Raw genomic sequence first — 17837 nt, 5'->3', positions numbered from 1 at the left:
CGCACCACAACAGCCTGCTCGACAAAGCGGTCCAACCGCTCCCGGCTCGACAGTATTGCTCCCATTTCCCCAGTGTTCATACATCTATAATACCAACCACCAACGCGGATTCCCGCCATTCACCAGAGAATCGCCTGAACGGAGTAGTGGGCGGCTAGGTCTTGTCTGGCAAGTGGTGCGGTGGTGTGCTGCGCATTGATGGGTGAGGGCATCGGTTACCGGTATCGATGCGGGATTCACTTGGTCGACGGGCACGGGCCGACACCGGTGGTCGCGGCGGGAGCTAGGCGGGTGAGCGGTACCCGACAACCGTTTCCTTCTGTTCCCCAAGGGATTCGGTGAGCCCGCCGGAAACCTTGCGCGGTGCGAAGAACACCAGGGCTGCCGCGCTGATCAGCCAGCACAGTCCAATGTAGACGAACACGCTCTGGTAACCGGCGAACCCGTACACGGCGGCGATCATCATCGGACCGAACACATTGGACAGTCGCCCGAGTCCGTACACCAGACCGTTTCCGGTGTTGCGCAGCGCGGTCGGGAACAGTTCGGGGCTGTAGGTGTACATCTGCGCCCCGAAGGCCATCAGCAGCGCGGCCATGCAGAAACCGAACACGACCACGAGGACCGGATTGAACGAGAGTCCGTACACCAGCCCGCAGATCGCGGCGAGCACGCAGACGAGTGCGATCCCGAGCCTGCGCCCGAGCCACGCGGAGATGGGCCAGGCGAGCAGGGCGCCTGGTGCGGCGCCGAGCGTGATCAGGGTGGTGTAGCCGAGACTGTCCACGACGGAGATGCCCTGATCGGCGAGCAGGGTGGGCACCCAGGTGAGGAACCCGTAGTAGCCGAGGGTGGTGAAGATCCACACGACCGCGAGCACCAGGGTGGATCGGCGCAGCCCCGGGGAGAACAGTGCGCGATACGGCCGGGTGACGCGCTCGCCCGCACCGCCGCCCGAGGGAACCGGAACCGGTTCGGGAAGTGGATGCCCGGAGGCGGCGACCCTGCGCTCGATCGCGGTCAGCGCCCGCACGGCCTGCTCGGTGCGGCCGGTGCTGTAGAGCCAGCGCGGTGATTCCGGCAGCCGGGCCACGAGCGGGAGCGCGAGCGCGCCGACGGCACCGATGCAGAACACCAGGCGCCAGCCGTGTTCGCCGAGCGGAACCACCAGTTTCGCGGCGAACGCCATCGCGGGAATGCCGAGATGGCCGATGAAGCTCACGATCGCCTGCGCCTTGCCGCGCCGGGCCGGTGGCATCAGCTCGGCGAGATAGGTGTTCGCGCACACGGTCATCGCGGCCAGCCCGATCCCGGTGGCGAACCGGGCGGCCAGCAGCGCCCCCGTGGACCAGGCGAGCGCGTTCAGCAGGGAGAACACGGTGAACACCGCGGTGGCCACGATCAGCCCTCTGCGCCGTCCCACCCGGTCGGCGAACCGCCCGGCACCGACCGCCCCGCAGAACATACCGAGGAAGGTGGCCGAGGTGACCAGCGCGATCGAGCCGATACCGAGGCCGAGGTGTTCGCGCAGTGCGGGCGCGGCATAGGAGAACGCGTTGCTGTCCGCGAACTCGAAGAAATAGATGAACGCGAGACTGAGCACCACACCGCGGTGGAACCGGGAACTGGGCAGCCGGTCGATCCGGGCCGCGATCGTTTCCATCGTCATTGGTGGAACAATCCTTATCTCATGCGGAAACGGTCAGCACCGGTTCCGGGACGAACAATTGTGCCTCGCAGATGATCCGCGCCGCGCGGCGGACGGTGATCGTGCGGGGAAGGCCGTCGGCGAACTCCGAGCAGTGCACGGTGAGTACTCCGCCCGCGGTGCCGATCCGCAGTGTGGCCGCACCGGGCGCGGCCGAACGCGCGTGCACGACCGAACCGTCCAGCAGGTTCGCCGTCGCGATGCCGACCGCCGAGGTCAGGCCGATCACCGGATGCGGATCCCGCATCGAGAGCATGCGCGCGGACACGTCGTAGTCCTGCGCGCCGATCCACTGTCCGGTGCTGCTCAGGTAGTCGACCGGAACGCCGACATAACCGACCTTCGGCGCCGCGTCACCGGGCTCGGCGATACCGAACCGGGGTGCCGCGGCCTGCCGGATTCCGCACAGCCACGGCACATCCGCACGCAGCTCGGCCGGTGTCTCGGCCCCGGTCCGCCCCGCGTGTTCCGCGTCGACGAGCACCATCGGCGCGCCCGCGTCGAGCATGCTCACCACGGCGTCCCCCAGCCGTTCGCGCGGGCTCGGCGGCGGCGCGCTCACGGGGTTCAGGAAACTCAGCCCGACCCGCACTCCGCGTGCCCGGGTTCCCGGCACCGTCTGCTCGCCGAACTCGGGCAGCACCCCGCCTTCGGTGTCCACCTCAGCGCGCAGCACCGCGCCGGTATTGGTGTTGCGCAGTGCCACTTCGGTGCGGTCCCCGGTGACCGGAACGAGGCCCGTGCGCACCGACCACAGCGCGATCGCGGTCGCGCAGTTGCCGCAGTTGCTGCCCCATTCCACCCGGCCGGATCCGATTCCGACCTGCCCGAACAGGTAGTCCACATCGATACCCGGCCGCTTGGAGGGAGCGATCACGGCCGCTTTCGAGGTGGTCGGGGTCGCCCCGCCGACACCATCGAGCTGGCCCGGATCGGCGGCACCGTAGGCGTCGACGAGCAGCCGCTCGATACCGTCCAGGGTGGCCGGGACATCGCGGTGGTCGAACAGCCAGCACTTGCTCGTGCCACCACGGACGAGGCTCGCGGAAACGTGCATGCGCCGACCATGCCCGCGACCCTGGATTTAGCACAATAGCGAAACCTTTAGGTCGAGTTAAGCTCAGCTAAACTCGGTGCATGGTGGACGCCCGCAGACTGTCGTTGCTGACCGCGATCGCCGAGCACGGTTCGCTCACCGCGGCCGCCGAAACGCTCGGTATGACGGCCTCCGCCGCCTCGCAGCAGATGACCAGGCTGGAGCAGGAGGCGGGACAACCGCTGCTGCACCGGCTGCCCCGCGGGGTGCGGCTGACCGCGGCGGGCAGCGCGCTGGCCGAGCGGGGGCGCACGATCCGGCGCGAACTGCGGGCCGCGCAGGCCGATCTCGACTCGTTCGCCCGCCTGGAACGGGGCACCCTGCGACTCGGTTCCTTCCCGACCGCGAGCGCCTCGCTGCTCCCGCTCGCGCTCACCAGGTTCGCCCGCAAACATCCCGGCACCCGCACCGGGGTGTACTCCGCGCTGCTCGCCGAGCTCATCGATTCACTGCACACCGGGGAAACCGAGCTCGCGATGCTGTGGGACTACGAATGGAACCGGATCACCGATCCCGCGCTGCGCATGACCAAGCTGCTCGATGACCCGAGCATGCTCGTGCTGCCCGCCGATTCCGAACTGCTGGACCGGCGGCTGCGGCTCGCGGACCTCGCCGGGCAGCAGTGGATCATCCGCGCGGACAATCATCCGGTCGCCGAGGTGCTGCGCCGCAGCTGCCGGCTGGCCGGTTTCGAACCCGAGATCTCCTACGAATCGCACGACTACCAGGAGGCTCAGGCCATGGTCGCCGCCGGACTGGGGATCGCGATCGCACCCCGGCTCGCCCTCGCCAACCGGCGAAGCGATGTGCGGCTGGCCGGGTTCCCGACCGGGGTGCCCGCGCCGACCCGGCGGATCCTGTTGGCACACATGGACAATCGGTCACCGACCCCGGCGGCGCTCGCCATGATCGAGGTCCTGGGTTCGGTCGCGGCGAAGTTCGCCGGTCCCGCTCCGCGGCGGGGCAGTCTCGGCGCGGTCCCGAGCGAACGGGGCCGCTGACCGAGTGAATGGTGCCATTCGCGTGCTTTCCGGTCTTGTCGGACCGCTGCCCGGTTTGGTCTATTGGCAGTAGCGCGGGCATCCGCTCGCCGAGGACAGGGAGGTCGCCGGGTATGACGGACACGGTGATGCGGCGCAAGCGGGTGCTCGCGGCCTCGGTCGGCAACTTCATCGATTTCTTCGAATTCGGCCTGTACGGCATCTTCACCACCGCGATCGCACTGAATTTCTTCCCGGTGGAAGGAAAGGCGTCCCTGCTGCTGACCTTCGCCGGTTTCGCGGTCTCGTTCGTGTTCCGACCGCTCGGCGCGGTGGTGTTCGGGCATTTCGGGGACCGGCTCGGCAGGCGGGGCGCGCTCGCGGTGACGATCGTGGGGATCTCGGTGGCCACCTTCGTGATCGGGGTGCTTCCCGCGACGGGCTCGATCGGGATCGCCGCTCCGGTGGTGCTGGTGATCGCGCGGGTGGCCCAGGGATTCTGCACCGGCGGCGAGTTCGGCGGGGCCACCACGGTCATGATCGAGGGAGCACCGGATGGCAGGCGCGCGTTCTACGGCAGCTGGCAGAACGCGACCCAGCTGTTCGCCACGGTGGCCTCGACCGGTATCGGCATGATCCTCGCGGTCAGCATGTCCGGCACCGCGCTGAACGACTGGGGCTGGCGCATCCCCTTCCTGCTCACCCTTCCGCTCGGCCTGATCGGCCTCTATCTGCGGTTGCGGTTGAGCGAGGCGGAGGAATTCACCCGGGCGGCGGAGCATCCGGAGCGGGCACCGCTGGGCGTGGTGCTGCGCCAGCACTGGCGCTCGGTGCTCAAGATCATCGCGATGATCGTGGTCGGCACCTCGGTCACCTATCTGCAGGCCGGGTTCTTCCCCGCCTATCTCGTGCGCGAGGCCGGGGTCCCGCAATCGCTGGTGTACGCCGGGATGCTGGTGGGTTCCCTCGTCGGCGCGATCGGCATCCTGGTGTGCGGGCGGCTCGCCGACCGGATCGGCAGGCAGAAACCGTTCCTGGTGGCCGGTCCCATCGCCCAGGGCGCGCTGGCGATCCCGGTGTACCTGCTCGCGGCGCGGGGCGATCCGGTGAGCGTGATCTGCGGCTATCTGCTGCTCAACCTCGGGCTGGCCATCAACTGCGGGGTGATCTCCTGCGCGATCGCCGAGTCGTTCCCCGCTCGGGTGCGCTACACCGGGATCTCGCTGGGCTACACCGTGGCCGTCTCGGTCTTCGGCGGTGCCACCCCGCTGATCCTCACCGGACTGGTCGCGGCGAGCGGAACCCCGATGGCGATCCCGGTCTATGTCCTCGCCGCCTCGGTGGTGTCCCTGCTCGGTGCGCTGAGCTACCCCGAGACCGGGTGGCGGGGCCGCTCCGCGCAACGTCCCTCGGCGGTGGAGGCGGCCATGTGAGACGTGTTCGCCGCCCGTCCTTCGTCCACCATGGGGGACTCTCGCCTCAACGCCCGGATCCGTTTGCGCTGCTCAGATCGGCATTTGCCAGTTGTCATTTGTCTAGCGCTTTCGGGGGCTTACCGGAAACGTGCGCAGTGTGCACACTGAGTCAGGCCAGCTTTCGGTGCGGCGGTGACCCCGTCGCCGAAGAGAAGGGGCTCGGTGATGAGCGAGCGGGAGTCGTTCGGGGTGGTGCTGCGCAGGGCGCGGGAGCGGGCCGGGATGACTCAGGGTGCGCTCGCCGGGCTCGTGGGCAAGAGCGTAGGCCAGATATCCCGCCTGGAATCGGGGGAGCGCAACCCGCACTTCGAACTGGTGCGCGCCTGCGAGGCGGCGCTTGGCTGCGCGGGAGAACTGCTGCCTGCCTTTGAGGCGAGCCGAAGAGCGGATGGTCCGCCCGGGGCGTGGACCCGGCGCCGGGTGCTGTGTGCCTCGGCGGGAGCGGCGCTGTCCTCGCTGCTCCCGCTCGGGCTTCCGGCGCGGGCCGGTGCCGCCGACGAGGGAGTCCTCGCCGGGCTGCGGGAGTGCTTCCTGCACGCGCGGCAGATGGGGCAGCGCGGGGACGCGAACATGGCGCTCGCCCTGCTTCCGGGAGTGTGCGCCGGTGCCCAGCAGCAGGCACTCGGCACCGGGGACGAAGCCGCCCGCAGGTCCGCACTGCGGCTCGGGGCGCGCAGCGCGGAGTACGCGGCGTGGATGCAGCAGGAGGCCGGGGACGCCGGGATGGCCGAGCGGTGGATCACGCTCGCCGAGCAGATGGCCAAGGAATCCGGATACACCGAGCTGCTGCCGAATCTCGTGCTCCGCAGGGCGCTGATCGCCTACTACGCCGGCTGGGCGCGGCGCACGATCGAGCTGACCGAGGCGCTGGTCGGCGATGAGCGGATCGATCCCCGGGTGCGCTGCCGGGCGGCGCAACGCCAGGCGCAGGGATACGCGCTCGCCTTCGATGAGGCGAACAGCAGGCGCAGCGTGGACCGCGCGCGTTCGCTCGCGGTGGCCGAGGAACCCGACGCGATGGCGCTCGGTTCGATCCACGTCCCGGACCAGGTGAGCATGACCGAGGGCTGGTGCGCCACCGAACTCGGCGAGCACGAGAAGGCGATTTCCCTGCTGGACAAGGAAATCGACCGGCTCGCCCCGGACGCGCGGCGGGCCCGCGCGAGATTCGGCATCCGCGCGGTGCTCTCCTGCGTCGGCGCCGAGGACCTGCGGGGCGCGCATCTCAGACTCGGCCGCTTCGCCGACGACATCCAGGCCGTCGGTTCGGCGACCGTGGCCCTGGATGTCCGCCAGTGTTCCCGGAGCCTGCGCCGTTACCGCGGCGAGGGACAGGCGGTGGAGCTCGCCGAGCGGCTCGAGCGACTGGCGAGCTGACCGGGCAGTTCATGGGTGTCGGAAGAATCGTTTGGGAGGACCACTGTGTCCTGGAGTGTGTTCGTCAACTATCGCACGGGAGACGAGGCAGGGCTCGCCGCGATGATCGAGCGGGACCTCGCCGGGCGGTTCGGGCGCGCCGAGGTGTTCCGCGCGAGCAAATCCATCGAGCCGGGTGAGGATTTCCCCGAGGGACTGGTGCGCGGGGTGCGCGGGGCGCGGGTACTGCTCGCGGTGATCGGGGCCCGCTGGTTCGCCCGCGGGCAGGACGGGCGCAGGCTCGTGGACGACCCAGCGGACTGGCCGCGCAGGGAGATCCAGGAAGCGCTCGGGCTCGGGATCGCGGTCGTCCCGGTGCTCGTGGACAACACACCGCGGCTGGAGACCGCGCAGCTGCCCGGGCCGTTGGCCGGACTGGCCCGCTGCCAGTACGTGCGGGTCAACCATCGCACCATCGACGCCGATCTGGAGCGCCTTGCCGATGCGGTGCGCCGGTTCGTGCCCGAGACGGCCGGGCAGTCCGGGGAATCCGAGAAGCAGGTGCGGTTCGGCGGCATCGGGCACATCGCGGGCAATGTCGGCACCATCGTCTTCGGCTCCGGCGCGGTGATCAATGCCGCCCCCTGCCCGGAGCGCCACGCCCGGCGGGACGGGCTGCTCGGCGCGGACGGTTGCCCATGACCCGAGGGCACGGCGGGCTCGGCAGTGTGACCGGGGATGTACGGCTGCTGGTCAACGACACCGCCGGGGATGTGCACACCGGGAGCGGGCACCAGTTCCACGGCACCATCCGGGACAGCACGATCCTGCTCATCGGCACCGAACAGCACGGTGGCACCGGGCAGCCCAGTGGCACCGAACAGCACAGTGATGCCGAACAGCGCGGTGGCACCGGGCAGCCCAGCGTGGTGGCGCCTCCGGTGAGCACGGCGCACCTGGCCTGGCTGCGCGGGCGGTTCGTGCCGCCGGAAGGGTACGCCGGGGCCGCCGCCGCGCTGCGCGAACACGGCGCCGTGCTGCTCAGCGGGCCGCGCGGGGTCGGCCGGCGCAGCGCGGCGCTGATGCTGCTGCACGATGTGCCCGCCGGAGATGCGGCGGTGCGCGAACCGTTCGCCGGGGAGCTCGCCTCCGACGGCGGTATCGAGGAAGGTGACCGGTTACTGCTCGACCTGCGCGCCCTCGAGGCCCGCGAGGTGCGCGAACTGCGCCGCACCCTGGCCGGGTTGTGCTGGCTGGCCCGGGAACGCTCGGGTGCGCTCGTGGTGCTGCTGCGCACCGGGCACGAGCCCTACTTGGCCGAGGAACTGCGCGCCCAGCTGGTGCGGCTGGACCGGCCGGATCCGGCGACCGTGCTGCTGCGGCATCTGCGTGCCGAAGGGGTGCGCTGCGGGCGCGGCACCCTTCCCGAGCGCAGCCTGCGCATCCCGTTCACCGCCTACACCATGCGCCAGCTCGCCCACCTGGCCGGGAACACCGCGCGCTCCCCGGACACCGGGATCGAGCGGCGCATCGAGGCGGGATTGCGCGCACTGACCCTGCCCGCGATCGAGGTGGCCGATCAGGTTCGCGGACTGCGCGAGGAACGGGACCGCGCGCTGCTGTTCGCCGCCGCCATGCTGCCCGGCGGGCACGCGGAGCTGCTCGAGGACGCCGCGGAAGCGCTCGCGCTGCGGCTGGGCGCGGCCGAGGAGGCTCCCCTGCTGCGCGGACCCGACCTGATGCAGCGGTTCACCGAGATCGGGGCCGAACTCGACGAGCGGCGGCAGGTCCGGTTCCCCAACGAGGGCTATGCCGAACTGGTAGCCGCGCATTTCTGGGCGAACTATCCGCGGCTGCGCCCGCAGTTCACCGCGTGGCTCACCACCATGCTCAGTCATCCGCGCCTGGACCGGGCCGGGCGCACCGTGCTGCTGCACGGCTATCTCCGCCATGCCGGGGCCAGCATGCGCACCGAGGATCTGCTCGCCACCGTGCGCGGCTGGCGGACCGGGCCGAACGCGGTGAACGGGCGACTGCGGGCGGCCGCATGCACCGTGCTCGCCGGGCTGTGGCGCACCGGGGAACACGCGCTCGGCACCAGCGCCCGGACACTCGAATGGGCCAGGGATCCGGAAACCGGTGCCGCGCTCGCCGCAACCGTGCTCGATCTCTGCGTGGAAACCCTCGTGCACACGAGTCCCGCCGAGGCCCTGACCCGACTCGAACACCTCACCAGGAACGCCGAGTCCCGCCTCGCCGAAACCGCCGTCACCGTGCTGCTCGAGCTGGCCACCGTGCCGGGAAACTACCGCAGGCTGCTCGAACTGCTGCGCGCCCGCGAACAGCAACGCGCGCCGTCCGCCGCCGAGATCCGGCTCTGGCGGGGGCTGCTCGACCCCGGGTACCGCCCATGGCCGGAGAACCTTCCCGGAGCAATCCCCGAGCAGGGCGCCGACCCGGATTCGACTGTCCACAAAGGACTCGACTGGCTCGCCGCCATGCTCACCGAGACCACGAATCCCCTGGAATGATGAGCCTCAATCGCCTCGGCAGACCGCATGCACTCCTCCCCGCCGCCCTCGCCATCGCGGCCGTCGTCTGGCTGCGCAGCCGCTGCGGGCCGCGCGGCCCGCAGCGCAGCGACTTCGACTGCCCGGTGTGCGAGCCCGCCGCGCACGAGGCCCTGCAGCACGCGCGTGGTCTGCTCCGCCAGGTGCGGCCGCAACAGCGTGCGCTGACCGCGTGGCGGCTGGCGAACGTCCTCGAAGCGGCCGGTCTTCCCCATGTCGCGCAGCATCTGCGGGCCAGCGACACCGAAGAGTCCGAGTGAACCCCGAACGGTCAATTCCCCGGTCGGGTGACGGTGAGGAAGAATGAGAGGTGCTTGCGCATGGCACGGTGCGCCCTCCCGGTGTCGCCGCCGATCCGCAGCAGCCGGGTCCGCAACCACCACAGCGGTGCGAAAAGCTCCCACCCGAGTTGTTCGGGGGACAGATCACCGCGCAGCAGCCCACGGCCCTGCCAGACGTCGAACAGCTGCCCGGTGACCCATTTCGCTTCGTCCAGGCTGAGGATGTCCTCGTCCTTCGCGGGTTCCATTCCGGTGATGGTGACGAACTGGCGCGCTCGGTGACTCGACCAGTCGGCTACCATTCGGTCGATGAGTTCGGGAAGCACCTCGTACGGAGTGCGCCGGCCGAGCGCGGCCGGGTCGATCCGCAGCACCTCGGCCGAGATCGGCCCGTACCGTTCGAACAGTTCCCGGTAGATCGCCCTGGTGCTCGGAAAACAGGCGCGCAGTGCTTCTTCCTCGAGCCCGGTGCGTTCCGCGATCATCGGCATCGAGGTGGTGGCGAAACCGTTGGTGGCGAACAAATCCAGGGCGGCATCCAGGATGAGCGCGGTACGCTGCCGCGCACCCGCCGGCGGAATGTCCGTCATGGACTCCATGTGTAACACGCGAATGGTCAGTCGGAAATCCCCCTCGGCGAATGCAGCCGCGAGGGCACACCACGCGAGACCGGAGGTCGCCGAGATCATCGAGGACATTGTGGACAGTGGGCCGGATACCGCCGACGGGGACATTCCCACCGAATCGGTCCACGCGAAGGAGCTGGTCACCGGCGATATCGTGGTCTTCGGCCTCGCGGGCGAGAAGCGGAAATGGCTGATGATCGTGACCGCGAAACCCGCCGTTGCCGGGATCGTGGAGCTGGCCTGGCCGGAGGGGGAACCGATGCAGCTGTTCTGGGCGGCGGGGGAGCGCGTCCGCAGGGTTCGCCGTCTCCCGGGGCACGACTAGCCGATTCGCGAGGGTGCCCGCAACCGGTCGAGGATATGCCGGGTCAGCGCCTCGATGGTCGGGCTGTCCCACAGCACGGTCTGGTCCAGCTCCAGACCGAACTCCTGCTCGATATCGCCGTTCACGCTCATCGCGTACACCGAATCCAGTCCGTATCTGATCAGTGGGACATCGGGGGCGATCTGCCCTGGGGCCCGTTCCAGATGGAAAGCGACTCGTTCGGTCAGCCAGATTCGCATCCCGGACTCGGTGAGCACCGTGCTCTCGTTCATCGGAGTTCCTTCCTCGTTCGGCGTTCGGCTTTGCGCAGGGTGTGCAGTTCGGGGCTGATGTCCTCGTGGAGCGCGTCGAGCTCGCCTCCGAGGAACAGTTCACGCATCGTGAGCCGCTGGATCTTCCCGCTGGTTGTGCGGCGCACCGTGCCGGGACGCAGCAGGACGATCCCGGAAACCGGAACCCCGAACTCACGGCCGAGCGCGATCCGGATCCGGTCGGATATCTCGCCGAATTCGTTTTCTCCCCGGCGCGCGCGGATCTCGTGGGTGACCACGATTTCCTCGTCCGGTGCGGCGACCGAGAACACCGCGCCGACACCGGAGGCCAGATTCTCGTGCACCCGCCGCACCTCGTGTTCGAGATCCTGCGGGAACAGGTTTCGCCCGCGGAAGACGAACATTTCCTTGTACCGTCCGGTGATGAACAGTTCGCCCTCGAACAGCATCCCGGCGTCCCCGGTGCGCAGGTAACCGCCGTCGCCATCCGCGGTGCTCGCCCGGAAGACCTGCTCGGTGAGCTCGGTACGCCGCCAGTAGCCCGCGGCCACGCTGGCGCCGCGCAGCCAGATCTCGCCGATCCGTCCGTCCGGCAGCACGTTTCCGCTCTCCGGATCGACGATGCGTATGTCGAATCCGGCTGCCCCGCCGAGGCCAACCAACGCGCGCCCGGCCCGGGAGACCGCCTGGAACTCGCCGCGCTCCAGTTCGGCCGGTGCCGCCCGCCGGACCACCGCGGGCCGGTTGCGCCGCCCGCTGACGAACAGGGTCGCCTCGGCCATCCCGTAGCAAGGCGCCAGCGATTCGGCGCGGAAACCGGCGGGCGCGAGCCGTTCGGCGAACGCGGCAAGGGTCGGCGCGTGCACCGGCTCGGATCCGTTGGCCGCGCACTTCCACCCGGAAAGATCCAGCTCCGCCGCCTGCTCACCGGTGACGCCTCGCCGGCAGAGATCGAACGCGAAATTCGGCGCCGGGGACAGTGCCACGTGCTGCTCCTGGATCATCCGCAGCCAGTGGTGTGGTCGCTTGACGAACGCACTGGGTTCCATCAGCACCGTGGCGCTGCCGAGCAGCAGTGGCGAGATCACCTGGCCGATCAGCCCCATATCGTGGTACAGCGGAAGCCAGCCGCCGAACCGGTCCCGCTCGGTGAGTTCCAGCTGCTCCCCGATCAGGTGCGCGTTGTACACCAGATTCCGGTGCGTGACCATCACCCCCTTGGGTTCGCTGGTGGAACCGGAGGTGTACTGCAGCAGCGCCACCGTTTCCGGTGCTGTCGGCGGCATCCTCCAGTCCGCAGTGGAACCCGCACCGGAGGGGTCGACGGCCGGGTGCCGCAGCCCGAGCCGCTCCGCCTCGGCCCACTGCCGGACGCCCGGCAGCTGTGCCCCGGTGGTGAGCGCGGTGGCCACCCCGGCGTCGTGCGCGATCGCCGTGACCCGGTCGCGCTGGTGCCGATGCCTGCCGGGCGGTGGCGCGGGCACGGCGATCATTCCCGCGTAGAGGCAACCGAAGAAGGCCGTGACCATCCCGATCCCGGTGGTGTCCAGCAGCAGAATCCGTTCGCCCTGGGGGAAACGCGCCGCCAGCCAGGAGCCGATTCGGCGGGCCTGTTCGTCGAGCTGCCGGTAGGTCAGCGACTCGGTGCGCCCGGGCTCACCGGGGTCCCGGACGAAGAGCACCGCCGCGCGCCCGCCCGTGTGCTCCGCGCGGGCGCGCAATCCTGCGGTGACGGTTTCCGCGAGATCTTTCGCGACGGTCATGCCGTGTTCTCCTTGCCGTGCTCGGGCGCGCGTGGCGAAGCGGTGCAGAGAAAGACGCTGCCCTGTCGGAATTCGTCCTCGATCTCGAAGCCGTGGCGCCTGGCCGATGCCACGATCTCCGCTGCCGTGGCGGCCGGGGCGAAGGTGCCGTCCAGCTGGTTGAGCCGGTGATAGCCGCGCGACAGCGCGGAGCCGTCGGCGGTCAGCGTGCTCAGCACGAGCTTTCCCTCCGGGTGCAGGCAGCGCCGCAGTTCGGCGAAAACCGCTGCCTTGTCGTGAAAGCAGTGCAGCCCGAACAGCGACACGATGGTCCGCAGCCGACCGTCGCGCACCGGAAGCGAGCACGCGTCGGCCCGGAGGAGGACTTGGCCATCGGCACCGTCCGCGTCGAGTTTGCGGGCGAGCTTGCCGAGCATCGCGGAGGAGAGATCGGCGAAGATCCACGGACCACCCGCGCGATAGGCCTCGGTCAGCTCGAGGAACGGCAGGTTCCCGCAGGGCAGTTCCAGATGGGGACCGGCACCACAACCCTCGAGCCGGGCGATGACCTCGCGGTAATAGCGCCGCACATCCAGTCCGAGTAACCAGGCATCGAGGCGCTGCCGCCCCGGCCGGTCCATCACCCAGCCGTACACGGTGGCCCAGAAACCCTCGTACGGCCGGTCACCCGCCGCGTTCCCGGTCCCGGCCAGGTCCAGAACACCGTGCCGCGGGCGATAGCGCCGCTCACAGCAGGTGCAGACCAGATCCGCGGCCGCCATCCGGAACTCCGAGCCCGGACAGGCCGGGCAGCGCAGCACCGCGGCCATGGCCTGCCATCCGGTGGTTCGATCCGGCATCAGAACCGGAACTTCCGCTTGAGCTCGGCGAGCGTTTCGACGAAGCCATCGAGCTGCTCCCTGCTGTGCCCCGCGTTGAGGATCAGCCGCAGCAGCGCCCCGTCGTGCGGGACGGCCGGATAGCAGAACACGGGGACCAGGTAGCCGCGCGCGAGGAATTCGTGGTGCAGCCGCGTCGCCACCTCATCGTCGTTCACCGGGACCGACAACAGGTAGGTGCCGGTGTCGTGCGGTGCGCAACCGATGCCGGTCAACTGTTCGCGGAACCGCTCGACCCGGTCGAGGTAGCCATCGACGATGCCCGGGACCTCCTGGAGCAGGCGCATCACCTTGCCCGCGGTGTACGCGGTCGGTGGCTGTATCGCCGCGGTGAACATGGAGGTCCCGGACAGCACCTCGAACGCGCGGATCGGGTCCTCCGGTCCGGCGATGGCGCCGCCCTCGAGGCCGACCGATTTGGAGAACGAGACCATGACGAAGTCGGCCCTGCGCAGTGCGGCGAACTCGGACGCGAACGGCCGGTGTTTCCCGCCGTAGACCAGAAATCCGTTCGCATCGTCGACGTAGCTCACCGCGCCGTGGCGTTCGCAGACATCGAGTAGTTCGCCGATCGGCGCGACCCCACCGTCGGCGGAGTAGACGCTTTCGAAGACCACAACGGTCTTTTCGCCCGCCAATGGTGCCAGTACCTTCTCCAGGCTGGCTGGGTCGTTGTGCCGGAACGGGCGCAATCTGCGGCCGTGCTGCAGGGATTCCGTGGCCTTCCACAGGCTCCAGTGCGAGTCCCGGTCGAGCACGAAATTCGCGTCCGAATTGCGGATCTCCCAGCCCTCGCGTATCCGCATGTCGCCGGCCATCGCATGCACGAAACCGATGTTCGCCAGCAGCCCGCTCGCGAAGCTGATCGCTCGCTCCTTCCCGGTGATCCGGCACAGCTCGCGTTCCATTTCCAGGTGCGGACGGCAGATGCCCTGGGTCATCCGTGATCCGCCGGTCGTCATTCCGTATTCCTCGGTGCCTTCGGAGAAGTAGCGGAGCACCCCAGGCTTCGACTGCAGGTCGAGGAAGTTGATGCTCGCGAAGTTGACGAGCTCCTGGCCGTCGCAGATGATCGCCGGTCCGATGCGGCCGTCAACGATCGGTGGGGCGAACATTCGCTCGGCGGCCGATCTGCGCCGGTAATCGTCGAACGACCATTTCTCGTCGAGTGCATTCACTATCGTTTCCCCAAGTCGCTCATGCATTTCTGTCGACGTTTTCGGTTGAATTCCTACTCTTGCTTCCCGGCCTGGTCAAGGCCGTGTTCTGGCACGCGTTCGGGTGTCCGCGTGCACGGCTGCACGTGCCGATGTGATCGTTTCGTTCAGGTTGACATCGCGGATATTCTGACTCGGTGGATTATCTGGAATCAGCGGAAAGATCTGTTTCTATCCTGCGGGCCAATCGATATGTCGCGTTGGCGACTCATGACGAGCAGGGGCCGTGGGCTGCGGTCGTGGGATTCGTTCCGGTGGCGCCGCATTATCTTTACTTCGTATCGAGGAACTGTTCCCGGCATGGTGCTGCTGTTCTGCGGAATCCAGAGGTGAGTGGTGCCATCTACGATTCGACGAGCACCCTCGAGGAGGCGGACGGTATCCAGTTCTCCGGTAGCTGCCGGGAGACGGACGGTTCGGAGAGCCTGCTGCGCCTGTTCCTCGATCGGGCGGCGGACTCGCTCGCCGACCCGGTGGACGAGGAACTGGCTGCCTTCCGGGCGAACGAGGAATTCCGGTTGTACGAGATCACCGTGCGGGAAGCCTATGTGCTCGACCAACGGGAATGGATCGAGCGAGGCATCGACACCCGGCAACGGGTCGATGTGGCAGCGTTGTTCGCCGCCGTGGAATCCGGCTACGCCAGGTGACTCGGCACCGCCACTGGAGCTGGGGAGATGATCGGAGATACGCGGATCACGGTCGTCCGGATCGGTCGACCGGACATTCCGGAGGCCGACTGGGCCGGGTTATGGTTTCCGGAGCGGCCGCATGACCTGGCCTATCTGCGCGCGATTGCCGATGCCGGTATCGGCTGTGTCTTCCGTTACTTCCTCGCAAGGCGGGACGGCCGGGTCATCGGTGCGGCGCACGGTTTCCTGATGCGGTATCCGGTCGCGGGCCCGCTGTCCATCCCGGTGTTCGCCGGCGGGACACCGGTGAACGTGGGCTCGCCGTTCTACTTCTCCTCGCCCGGGGTCGTCGATGATGTGCTTCCCCTGCTGCTCGACGCGATGGCCGCCGAGGCCGCGGCGCTGCGGGCGAAGCTGCTGGTGGTCCGCGATCTCTGGGAAACCCAGGTGTGGCGAACCTGCGGGCGGGAACTGTTTTCCGGGGGATACCGCAGGACGCCGATGTACCTGGACGCGCTGCTTCCGGTGCGATGGCCGGACTACGCGGGCTATCTCGAATGGTTGCCCGCCGACCGGCGCAAGACCGTGCGCAGGGACACCCGCCGATTCGAGCGGGCCGGATTCCGCGTGGAGACCGTGACCACCCAGCCGGCCGATCCCACGGTCGCGGCCATGCACCGGTTGTGGCGGAAGCTTTTCGAGAAATACCGGGACCGGGATCAAGTGTGGCTGCCGGAGGACTACTTTCGCCGGGTTTCCGCGCTCCCGCAGAGCACCGTCCTGCTCGCGCTGCACGGTGCGGAGGTGGTCGGATTCGACCTGCTGGTGCGCCGTGGCGCGGTACTCGAGTCGTTGTACAGCGGGGTGGACCGGGAACGGATCGGCAATACACCGGTGCACCGGCACCTCGGCGGCCGGATCGTCCGGCTGGCCATCGAACACGGCCTCGAAGCCGTGGATTTCGGGATCTCGAACGAGGAAGCCAAGGTCAAGCTGGGATGCGAGCTTCGCCTCGGCTGGGCCTACGTCCGACCGTTGTCCCGGGTGGCCCGGAAGCTGCGCCTGGACAGACTCGTCTTCCCGGACGAGGAACCGGATATCCGGGAGGAGGCGGAGCCGCGCTGAACGACCGGACGGAGCAGCAGGACGAAGAACAGGATGAAGTCGTGGAAAGGAGCATGATGACCGAGACCGGCATGAGCGAGTCGGGAGAGTACGTCCGGATCACCCTCGAGGACCTCACCGGCGGGTATCTCGAGGAGCTGAATCCCGCCATACGCGAGTTCGAAATCCACCGGGTTCTGAAGGAATCCGTGGCCGATTTCGATGCGCTGCACCGTTGTGGGAAACGCGGAGTTCCCGGTGCCGCGCGGACCCGGGAGATCGACGGCGAACTGGCCGAAGGTGCTGCGCACTACGCTGATTCCCAGCTGATCATCTCCGGTCAGCAGGTGATGCAGGACTGGGAACGGCCGATCATGGCCGAGATGGCCAGGGTCGCGGCGCGCGCACGGGGCGATGTGCTCGAGATCGGTTTCGGCATGGGTATTTCCGCGACGATGCTGCTCGAGGAAGGCGTACGCAGCTACACCGTGATCGAGGCGAACCCGGAGGTCCGGGAGCGAGCCGAGCAGTGGCGCGCCCGGTACCCCGGCCGCGACATCCGTATCGTGCCGGGGCGCTGGCAGGATGCCATCGGTGCGCTCGGCCGCTACGACGGGATCTTCTTCGACACCTACCCCTCGACCGAGCAGGAAATCGCCGAGCACGTGCTCGATGCCCCGGTTTATGCGCAGCACTTCTTCCCGACGGCCGTCGAACATCTCGTCGAGAGCGGAGTGCTCACCTATTTCACCGTGGAAATCGATTCGCTGAGCCGCATGCACCAGCGGATCCTCACCGAGTACTTCAGTCGCATCGAGACCACACTGGTCACCGGTTTCCGGCCGCCCGCCGACTGTCAGTACTACTGGGCGGACTCGATGGTCGTGGTCGCCGCCGTGCGCTGACCGGTGTCGGATCGCGTGTTTGCGGGACTTTTGTCATGTGGCAACAGGTAGTTCTGCCTGCCTCGACCGCTTGCATGGTTCGTATTCAGCTGAATGGCGGTATATCGCGTCCTGCGTGTCTGATTCTCTGGAGTTCGCGGTATGAAAAATATTCTGCTGGGGGTACCTTTCGATGGGAATCGATCTCCAATTGTGGCGCGGAGTGGATGATATCGTCCGCCTGATTTCCGGGGAATGGGTTTCGACGGTGCTCACCGCGTTGTACGGAAAGCCATTGCAGTACAGCGAACTGCTCAGTGTGATCAGCAGGGAAATGACCGTCAACAACTGGTCGGCGGGCGCAAGGGTACTGCACGAGGCGACGCTGACACGCACCTTGCGCAGACTGGTGCTGGCCGGCCTCGTCGAACGCATCGAATCGCCGGGCGCTCTGCGGCGATCGGTGTGTTATGCGCTGACCGCGTCCGCCGAGGAATTACTCGCCGCATTGGGGCCCGCGGCGAAATGGGCCGAGCAGCACGCCGGGCTCATCGAACGCGCGCAGCGCAGACACGCCCGCGGCAACCGGGCCGCCCCGTGAGTAACGGCTGACCCGAACGCACGGTATGCTGGTTTGCCTTGCAGGGCAGGGGCTTCAGGCATTCGGGAG

General features: G+C 68.4%; 18 protein-coding genes. 11 read left to right on the top strand and 7 right to left on the bottom strand.

Annotated elements, in window-relative coordinates; genetic code table 11:
- Positions 1-283: 283 nt before the first annotated feature.
- Together AD72_RS11255 and AD72_RS11250 are read right to left on the bottom strand one after the other, a co-directional pair.
- Positions 284-1669, bottom strand: a complete 1386-nt coding sequence (locus AD72_RS11255; RefSeq protein ID WP_037345351.1) for an MFS transporter — start codon at positions 1667-1669, stop codon at positions 284-286.
- Positions 1670-1688: 19 nt separating this feature from the next.
- Positions 1689-2765 carry a PrpF domain-containing protein gene (locus tag AD72_RS11250; protein WP_031466413.1) on the bottom strand — a complete coding sequence of 359 codons (1077 nt, stop codon included), beginning with the start codon at positions 2763-2765 and terminating at the stop codon, positions 1689-1691.
- 80 nt (positions 2766-2845) lie between these two features.
- Between AD72_RS11250 and AD72_RS11245 the strand changes: the two genes are divergently transcribed.
- The 6 genes from AD72_RS11245 (at position 2846) to AD72_RS11220 (ending at position 9445) form a co-directional block, all read left to right on the top strand.
- Positions 2846-3805, top strand: coding sequence for a LysR family transcriptional regulator (locus AD72_RS11245; protein ID WP_031466412.1), 960 nt, complete (start codon positions 2846-2848; stop codon positions 3803-3805).
- 113 nt (positions 3806-3918) lie between these two features.
- On the top strand, positions 3919-5217 hold the full coding sequence (locus tag AD72_RS11240) for an MFS transporter (RefSeq protein ID WP_051898492.1): 1299 nt from the start codon (positions 3919-3921) through the stop codon (positions 5215-5217).
- Between the two features lie 207 nt (positions 5218-5424).
- On the top strand, positions 5425-6636 hold the full coding sequence (locus tag AD72_RS11235) for a helix-turn-helix domain-containing protein (protein ID WP_031466410.1): 1212 nt from the start codon (positions 5425-5427) through the stop codon (positions 6634-6636).
- 45 nt (positions 6637-6681) lie between these two features.
- Positions 6682-7317, top strand: coding sequence for a toll/interleukin-1 receptor domain-containing protein (locus tag AD72_RS11230; protein WP_051898491.1), 636 nt, complete (start codon positions 6682-6684; stop codon positions 7315-7317).
- Positions 7314-9146, top strand: coding sequence for a hypothetical protein (locus AD72_RS11225; RefSeq protein WP_031466408.1), 1833 nt, complete (start codon positions 7314-7316; stop codon positions 9144-9146). The genes AD72_RS11230 and AD72_RS11225 overlap by 4 nt, the downstream gene beginning before the upstream one ends.
- The gene (locus tag AD72_RS11220; RefSeq protein WP_031466407.1) at positions 9146-9445 is read left to right on the top strand and encodes a hypothetical protein; all 300 of its coding nucleotides are present in this window, start codon (positions 9146-9148) and stop codon (positions 9443-9445) included. The genes AD72_RS11225 and AD72_RS11220 overlap by 1 nt, the downstream gene beginning before the upstream one ends.
- A gap of 11 nt (positions 9446-9456) precedes the next feature.
- On the opposite strand, the gene AD72_RS11215 is transcribed toward AD72_RS11220, so the two are convergent.
- Positions 9457-10056 carry a TetR/AcrR family transcriptional regulator gene (locus AD72_RS11215; RefSeq protein ID WP_197284932.1) on the bottom strand — a complete coding sequence of 200 codons (600 nt, stop codon included), beginning with the start codon at positions 10054-10056 and terminating at the stop codon, positions 9457-9459.
- Positions 10057-10078: 22 nt separating this feature from the next.
- Between AD72_RS11215 and AD72_RS36470 the strand changes: the two genes are divergently transcribed.
- On the top strand, positions 10079-10417 hold the full coding sequence (locus AD72_RS36470; protein WP_197284931.1) for a hypothetical protein: 339 nt from the start codon (positions 10079-10081) through the stop codon (positions 10415-10417).
- On the opposite strand, the gene AD72_RS11205 is transcribed toward AD72_RS36470, so the two are convergent.
- The 4 genes from AD72_RS11205 to AD72_RS11190 are packed head-to-tail and all read right to left on the bottom strand — an operon-like array spanning position 10414 to position 14508.
- Complete coding sequence (locus tag AD72_RS11205; RefSeq protein ID WP_031466404.1) at positions 10414-10689, bottom strand: acyl carrier protein; 276 nt, start codon at positions 10687-10689, stop codon at positions 10414-10416. The genes AD72_RS36470 and AD72_RS11205 overlap by 4 nt on opposite strands.
- Entirely contained in the window at positions 10686-12452 is a 1767-nt protein-coding gene (locus AD72_RS11200) for a fatty acyl-AMP ligase (protein WP_051898490.1), read from the bottom strand. Before AD72_RS11200 ends, AD72_RS11205 begins: the two co-directional genes overlap by 4 nt.
- Positions 12449-13291, bottom strand: coding sequence for a class I SAM-dependent DNA methyltransferase (locus AD72_RS11195; RefSeq protein WP_031466402.1), 843 nt, complete (start codon positions 13289-13291; stop codon positions 12449-12451). Before AD72_RS11195 ends, AD72_RS11200 begins: the two co-directional genes overlap by 4 nt.
- A complete protein-coding gene (locus AD72_RS11190; protein ID WP_197284930.1) occupies positions 13291-14508 on the bottom strand; it encodes an aminotransferase class I/II-fold pyridoxal phosphate-dependent enzyme in 1218 nt (405 codons plus the stop codon). Before AD72_RS11190 ends, AD72_RS11195 begins: the two co-directional genes overlap by 1 nt.
- 176 nt (positions 14509-14684) lie before the next feature.
- Between AD72_RS11190 and AD72_RS35560 the strand changes: the two genes are divergently transcribed.
- The 4 genes from AD72_RS35560 (at position 14685) to AD72_RS11170 (ending at position 17768) form a co-directional block, all read left to right on the top strand.
- A complete protein-coding gene (locus tag AD72_RS35560) occupies positions 14685-15197 on the top strand; it encodes a pyridoxamine 5'-phosphate oxidase family protein (protein WP_082468870.1) in 513 nt (170 codons plus the stop codon).
- A gap of 27 nt (positions 15198-15224) precedes the next feature.
- Positions 15225-16304 carry a GNAT family N-acetyltransferase gene (locus AD72_RS11180; RefSeq protein ID WP_031466399.1) on the top strand — a complete coding sequence of 360 codons (1080 nt, stop codon included), beginning with the start codon at positions 15225-15227 and terminating at the stop codon, positions 16302-16304.
- Positions 16305-16360: 56 nt separating this feature from the next.
- Positions 16361-17188 (top strand): class I SAM-dependent methyltransferase, encoded by an 828-nt coding sequence (locus tag AD72_RS36465; protein WP_156365133.1) that lies wholly within the window; start codon positions 16361-16363, stop codon positions 17186-17188.
- Positions 17189-17390: 202 nt separating this feature from the next.
- Positions 17391-17768, top strand: a complete 378-nt coding sequence (locus tag AD72_RS11170) for a winged helix-turn-helix transcriptional regulator (protein WP_051898489.1) — start codon at positions 17391-17393, stop codon at positions 17766-17768.
- Positions 17769-17837 lie beyond the last annotated feature (69 nt).

This window comes from Sciscionella sediminilitoris (assembly GCF_000737195.2).
Classification (GTDB): Bacteria; Actinomycetota; Actinomycetes; order Mycobacteriales; family Pseudonocardiaceae; genus Sciscionella; species Sciscionella sediminilitoris.
Note: the sequence above shows the minus strand (reverse complement) of the source record. Positions and strands in the feature narration are given on the sequence as shown.

Coding starts and splice junctions, on each gene's coding strand:
- AD72_RS11255 (WP_037345351.1), bottom strand. CDS start 1,669: ATGACGATGGAAACGATCGCGGCCCGGATCGACCGGCTGCCCAGTTCC.
- AD72_RS11250 (WP_031466413.1), bottom strand. CDS start 2,765: ATGCACGTTTCCGCGAGCCTCGTCCGTGGTGGCACGAGCAAGTGCTGG.
- AD72_RS11245 (WP_031466412.1), top strand. CDS start 2,846: ATGGTGGACGCCCGCAGACTGTCGTTGCTGACCGCGATCGCCGAGCAC.
- AD72_RS11240 (WP_051898492.1), top strand. CDS start 3,919: ATGACGGACACGGTGATGCGGCGCAAGCGGGTGCTCGCGGCCTCGGTC.
- AD72_RS11235 (WP_031466410.1), top strand. CDS start 5,425: ATGAGCGAGCGGGAGTCGTTCGGGGTGGTGCTGCGCAGGGCGCGGGAG.
- AD72_RS11225 (WP_031466408.1), top strand. CDS start 7,314: ATGACCCGAGGGCACGGCGGGCTCGGCAGTGTGACCGGGGATGTACGG.
- AD72_RS11220 (WP_031466407.1), top strand. CDS start 9,146: ATGAGCCTCAATCGCCTCGGCAGACCGCATGCACTCCTCCCCGCCGCC.
- AD72_RS11215 (WP_197284932.1), bottom strand. CDS start 10,056: ATGACGGACATTCCGCCGGCGGGTGCGCGGCAGCGTACCGCGCTCATC.
- AD72_RS36470 (WP_197284931.1), top strand. CDS start 10,079: ATGGTCAGTCGGAAATCCCCCTCGGCGAATGCAGCCGCGAGGGCACAC.
- AD72_RS11205 (WP_031466404.1), bottom strand. CDS start 10,689: ATGAACGAGAGCACGGTGCTCACCGAGTCCGGGATGCGAATCTGGCTG.
- AD72_RS11200 (WP_051898490.1), bottom strand. CDS start 12,452: ATGACCGTCGCGAAAGATCTCGCGGAAACCGTCACCGCAGGATTGCGC.
- AD72_RS11195 (WP_031466402.1), bottom strand. CDS start 13,291: ATGCCGGATCGAACCACCGGATGGCAGGCCATGGCCGCGGTGCTGCGC.
- AD72_RS11180 (WP_031466399.1), top strand. CDS start 15,225: ATGATCGGAGATACGCGGATCACGGTCGTCCGGATCGGTCGACCGGAC.
- AD72_RS36465 (WP_156365133.1), top strand. CDS start 16,361: ATGACCGAGACCGGCATGAGCGAGTCGGGAGAGTACGTCCGGATCACC.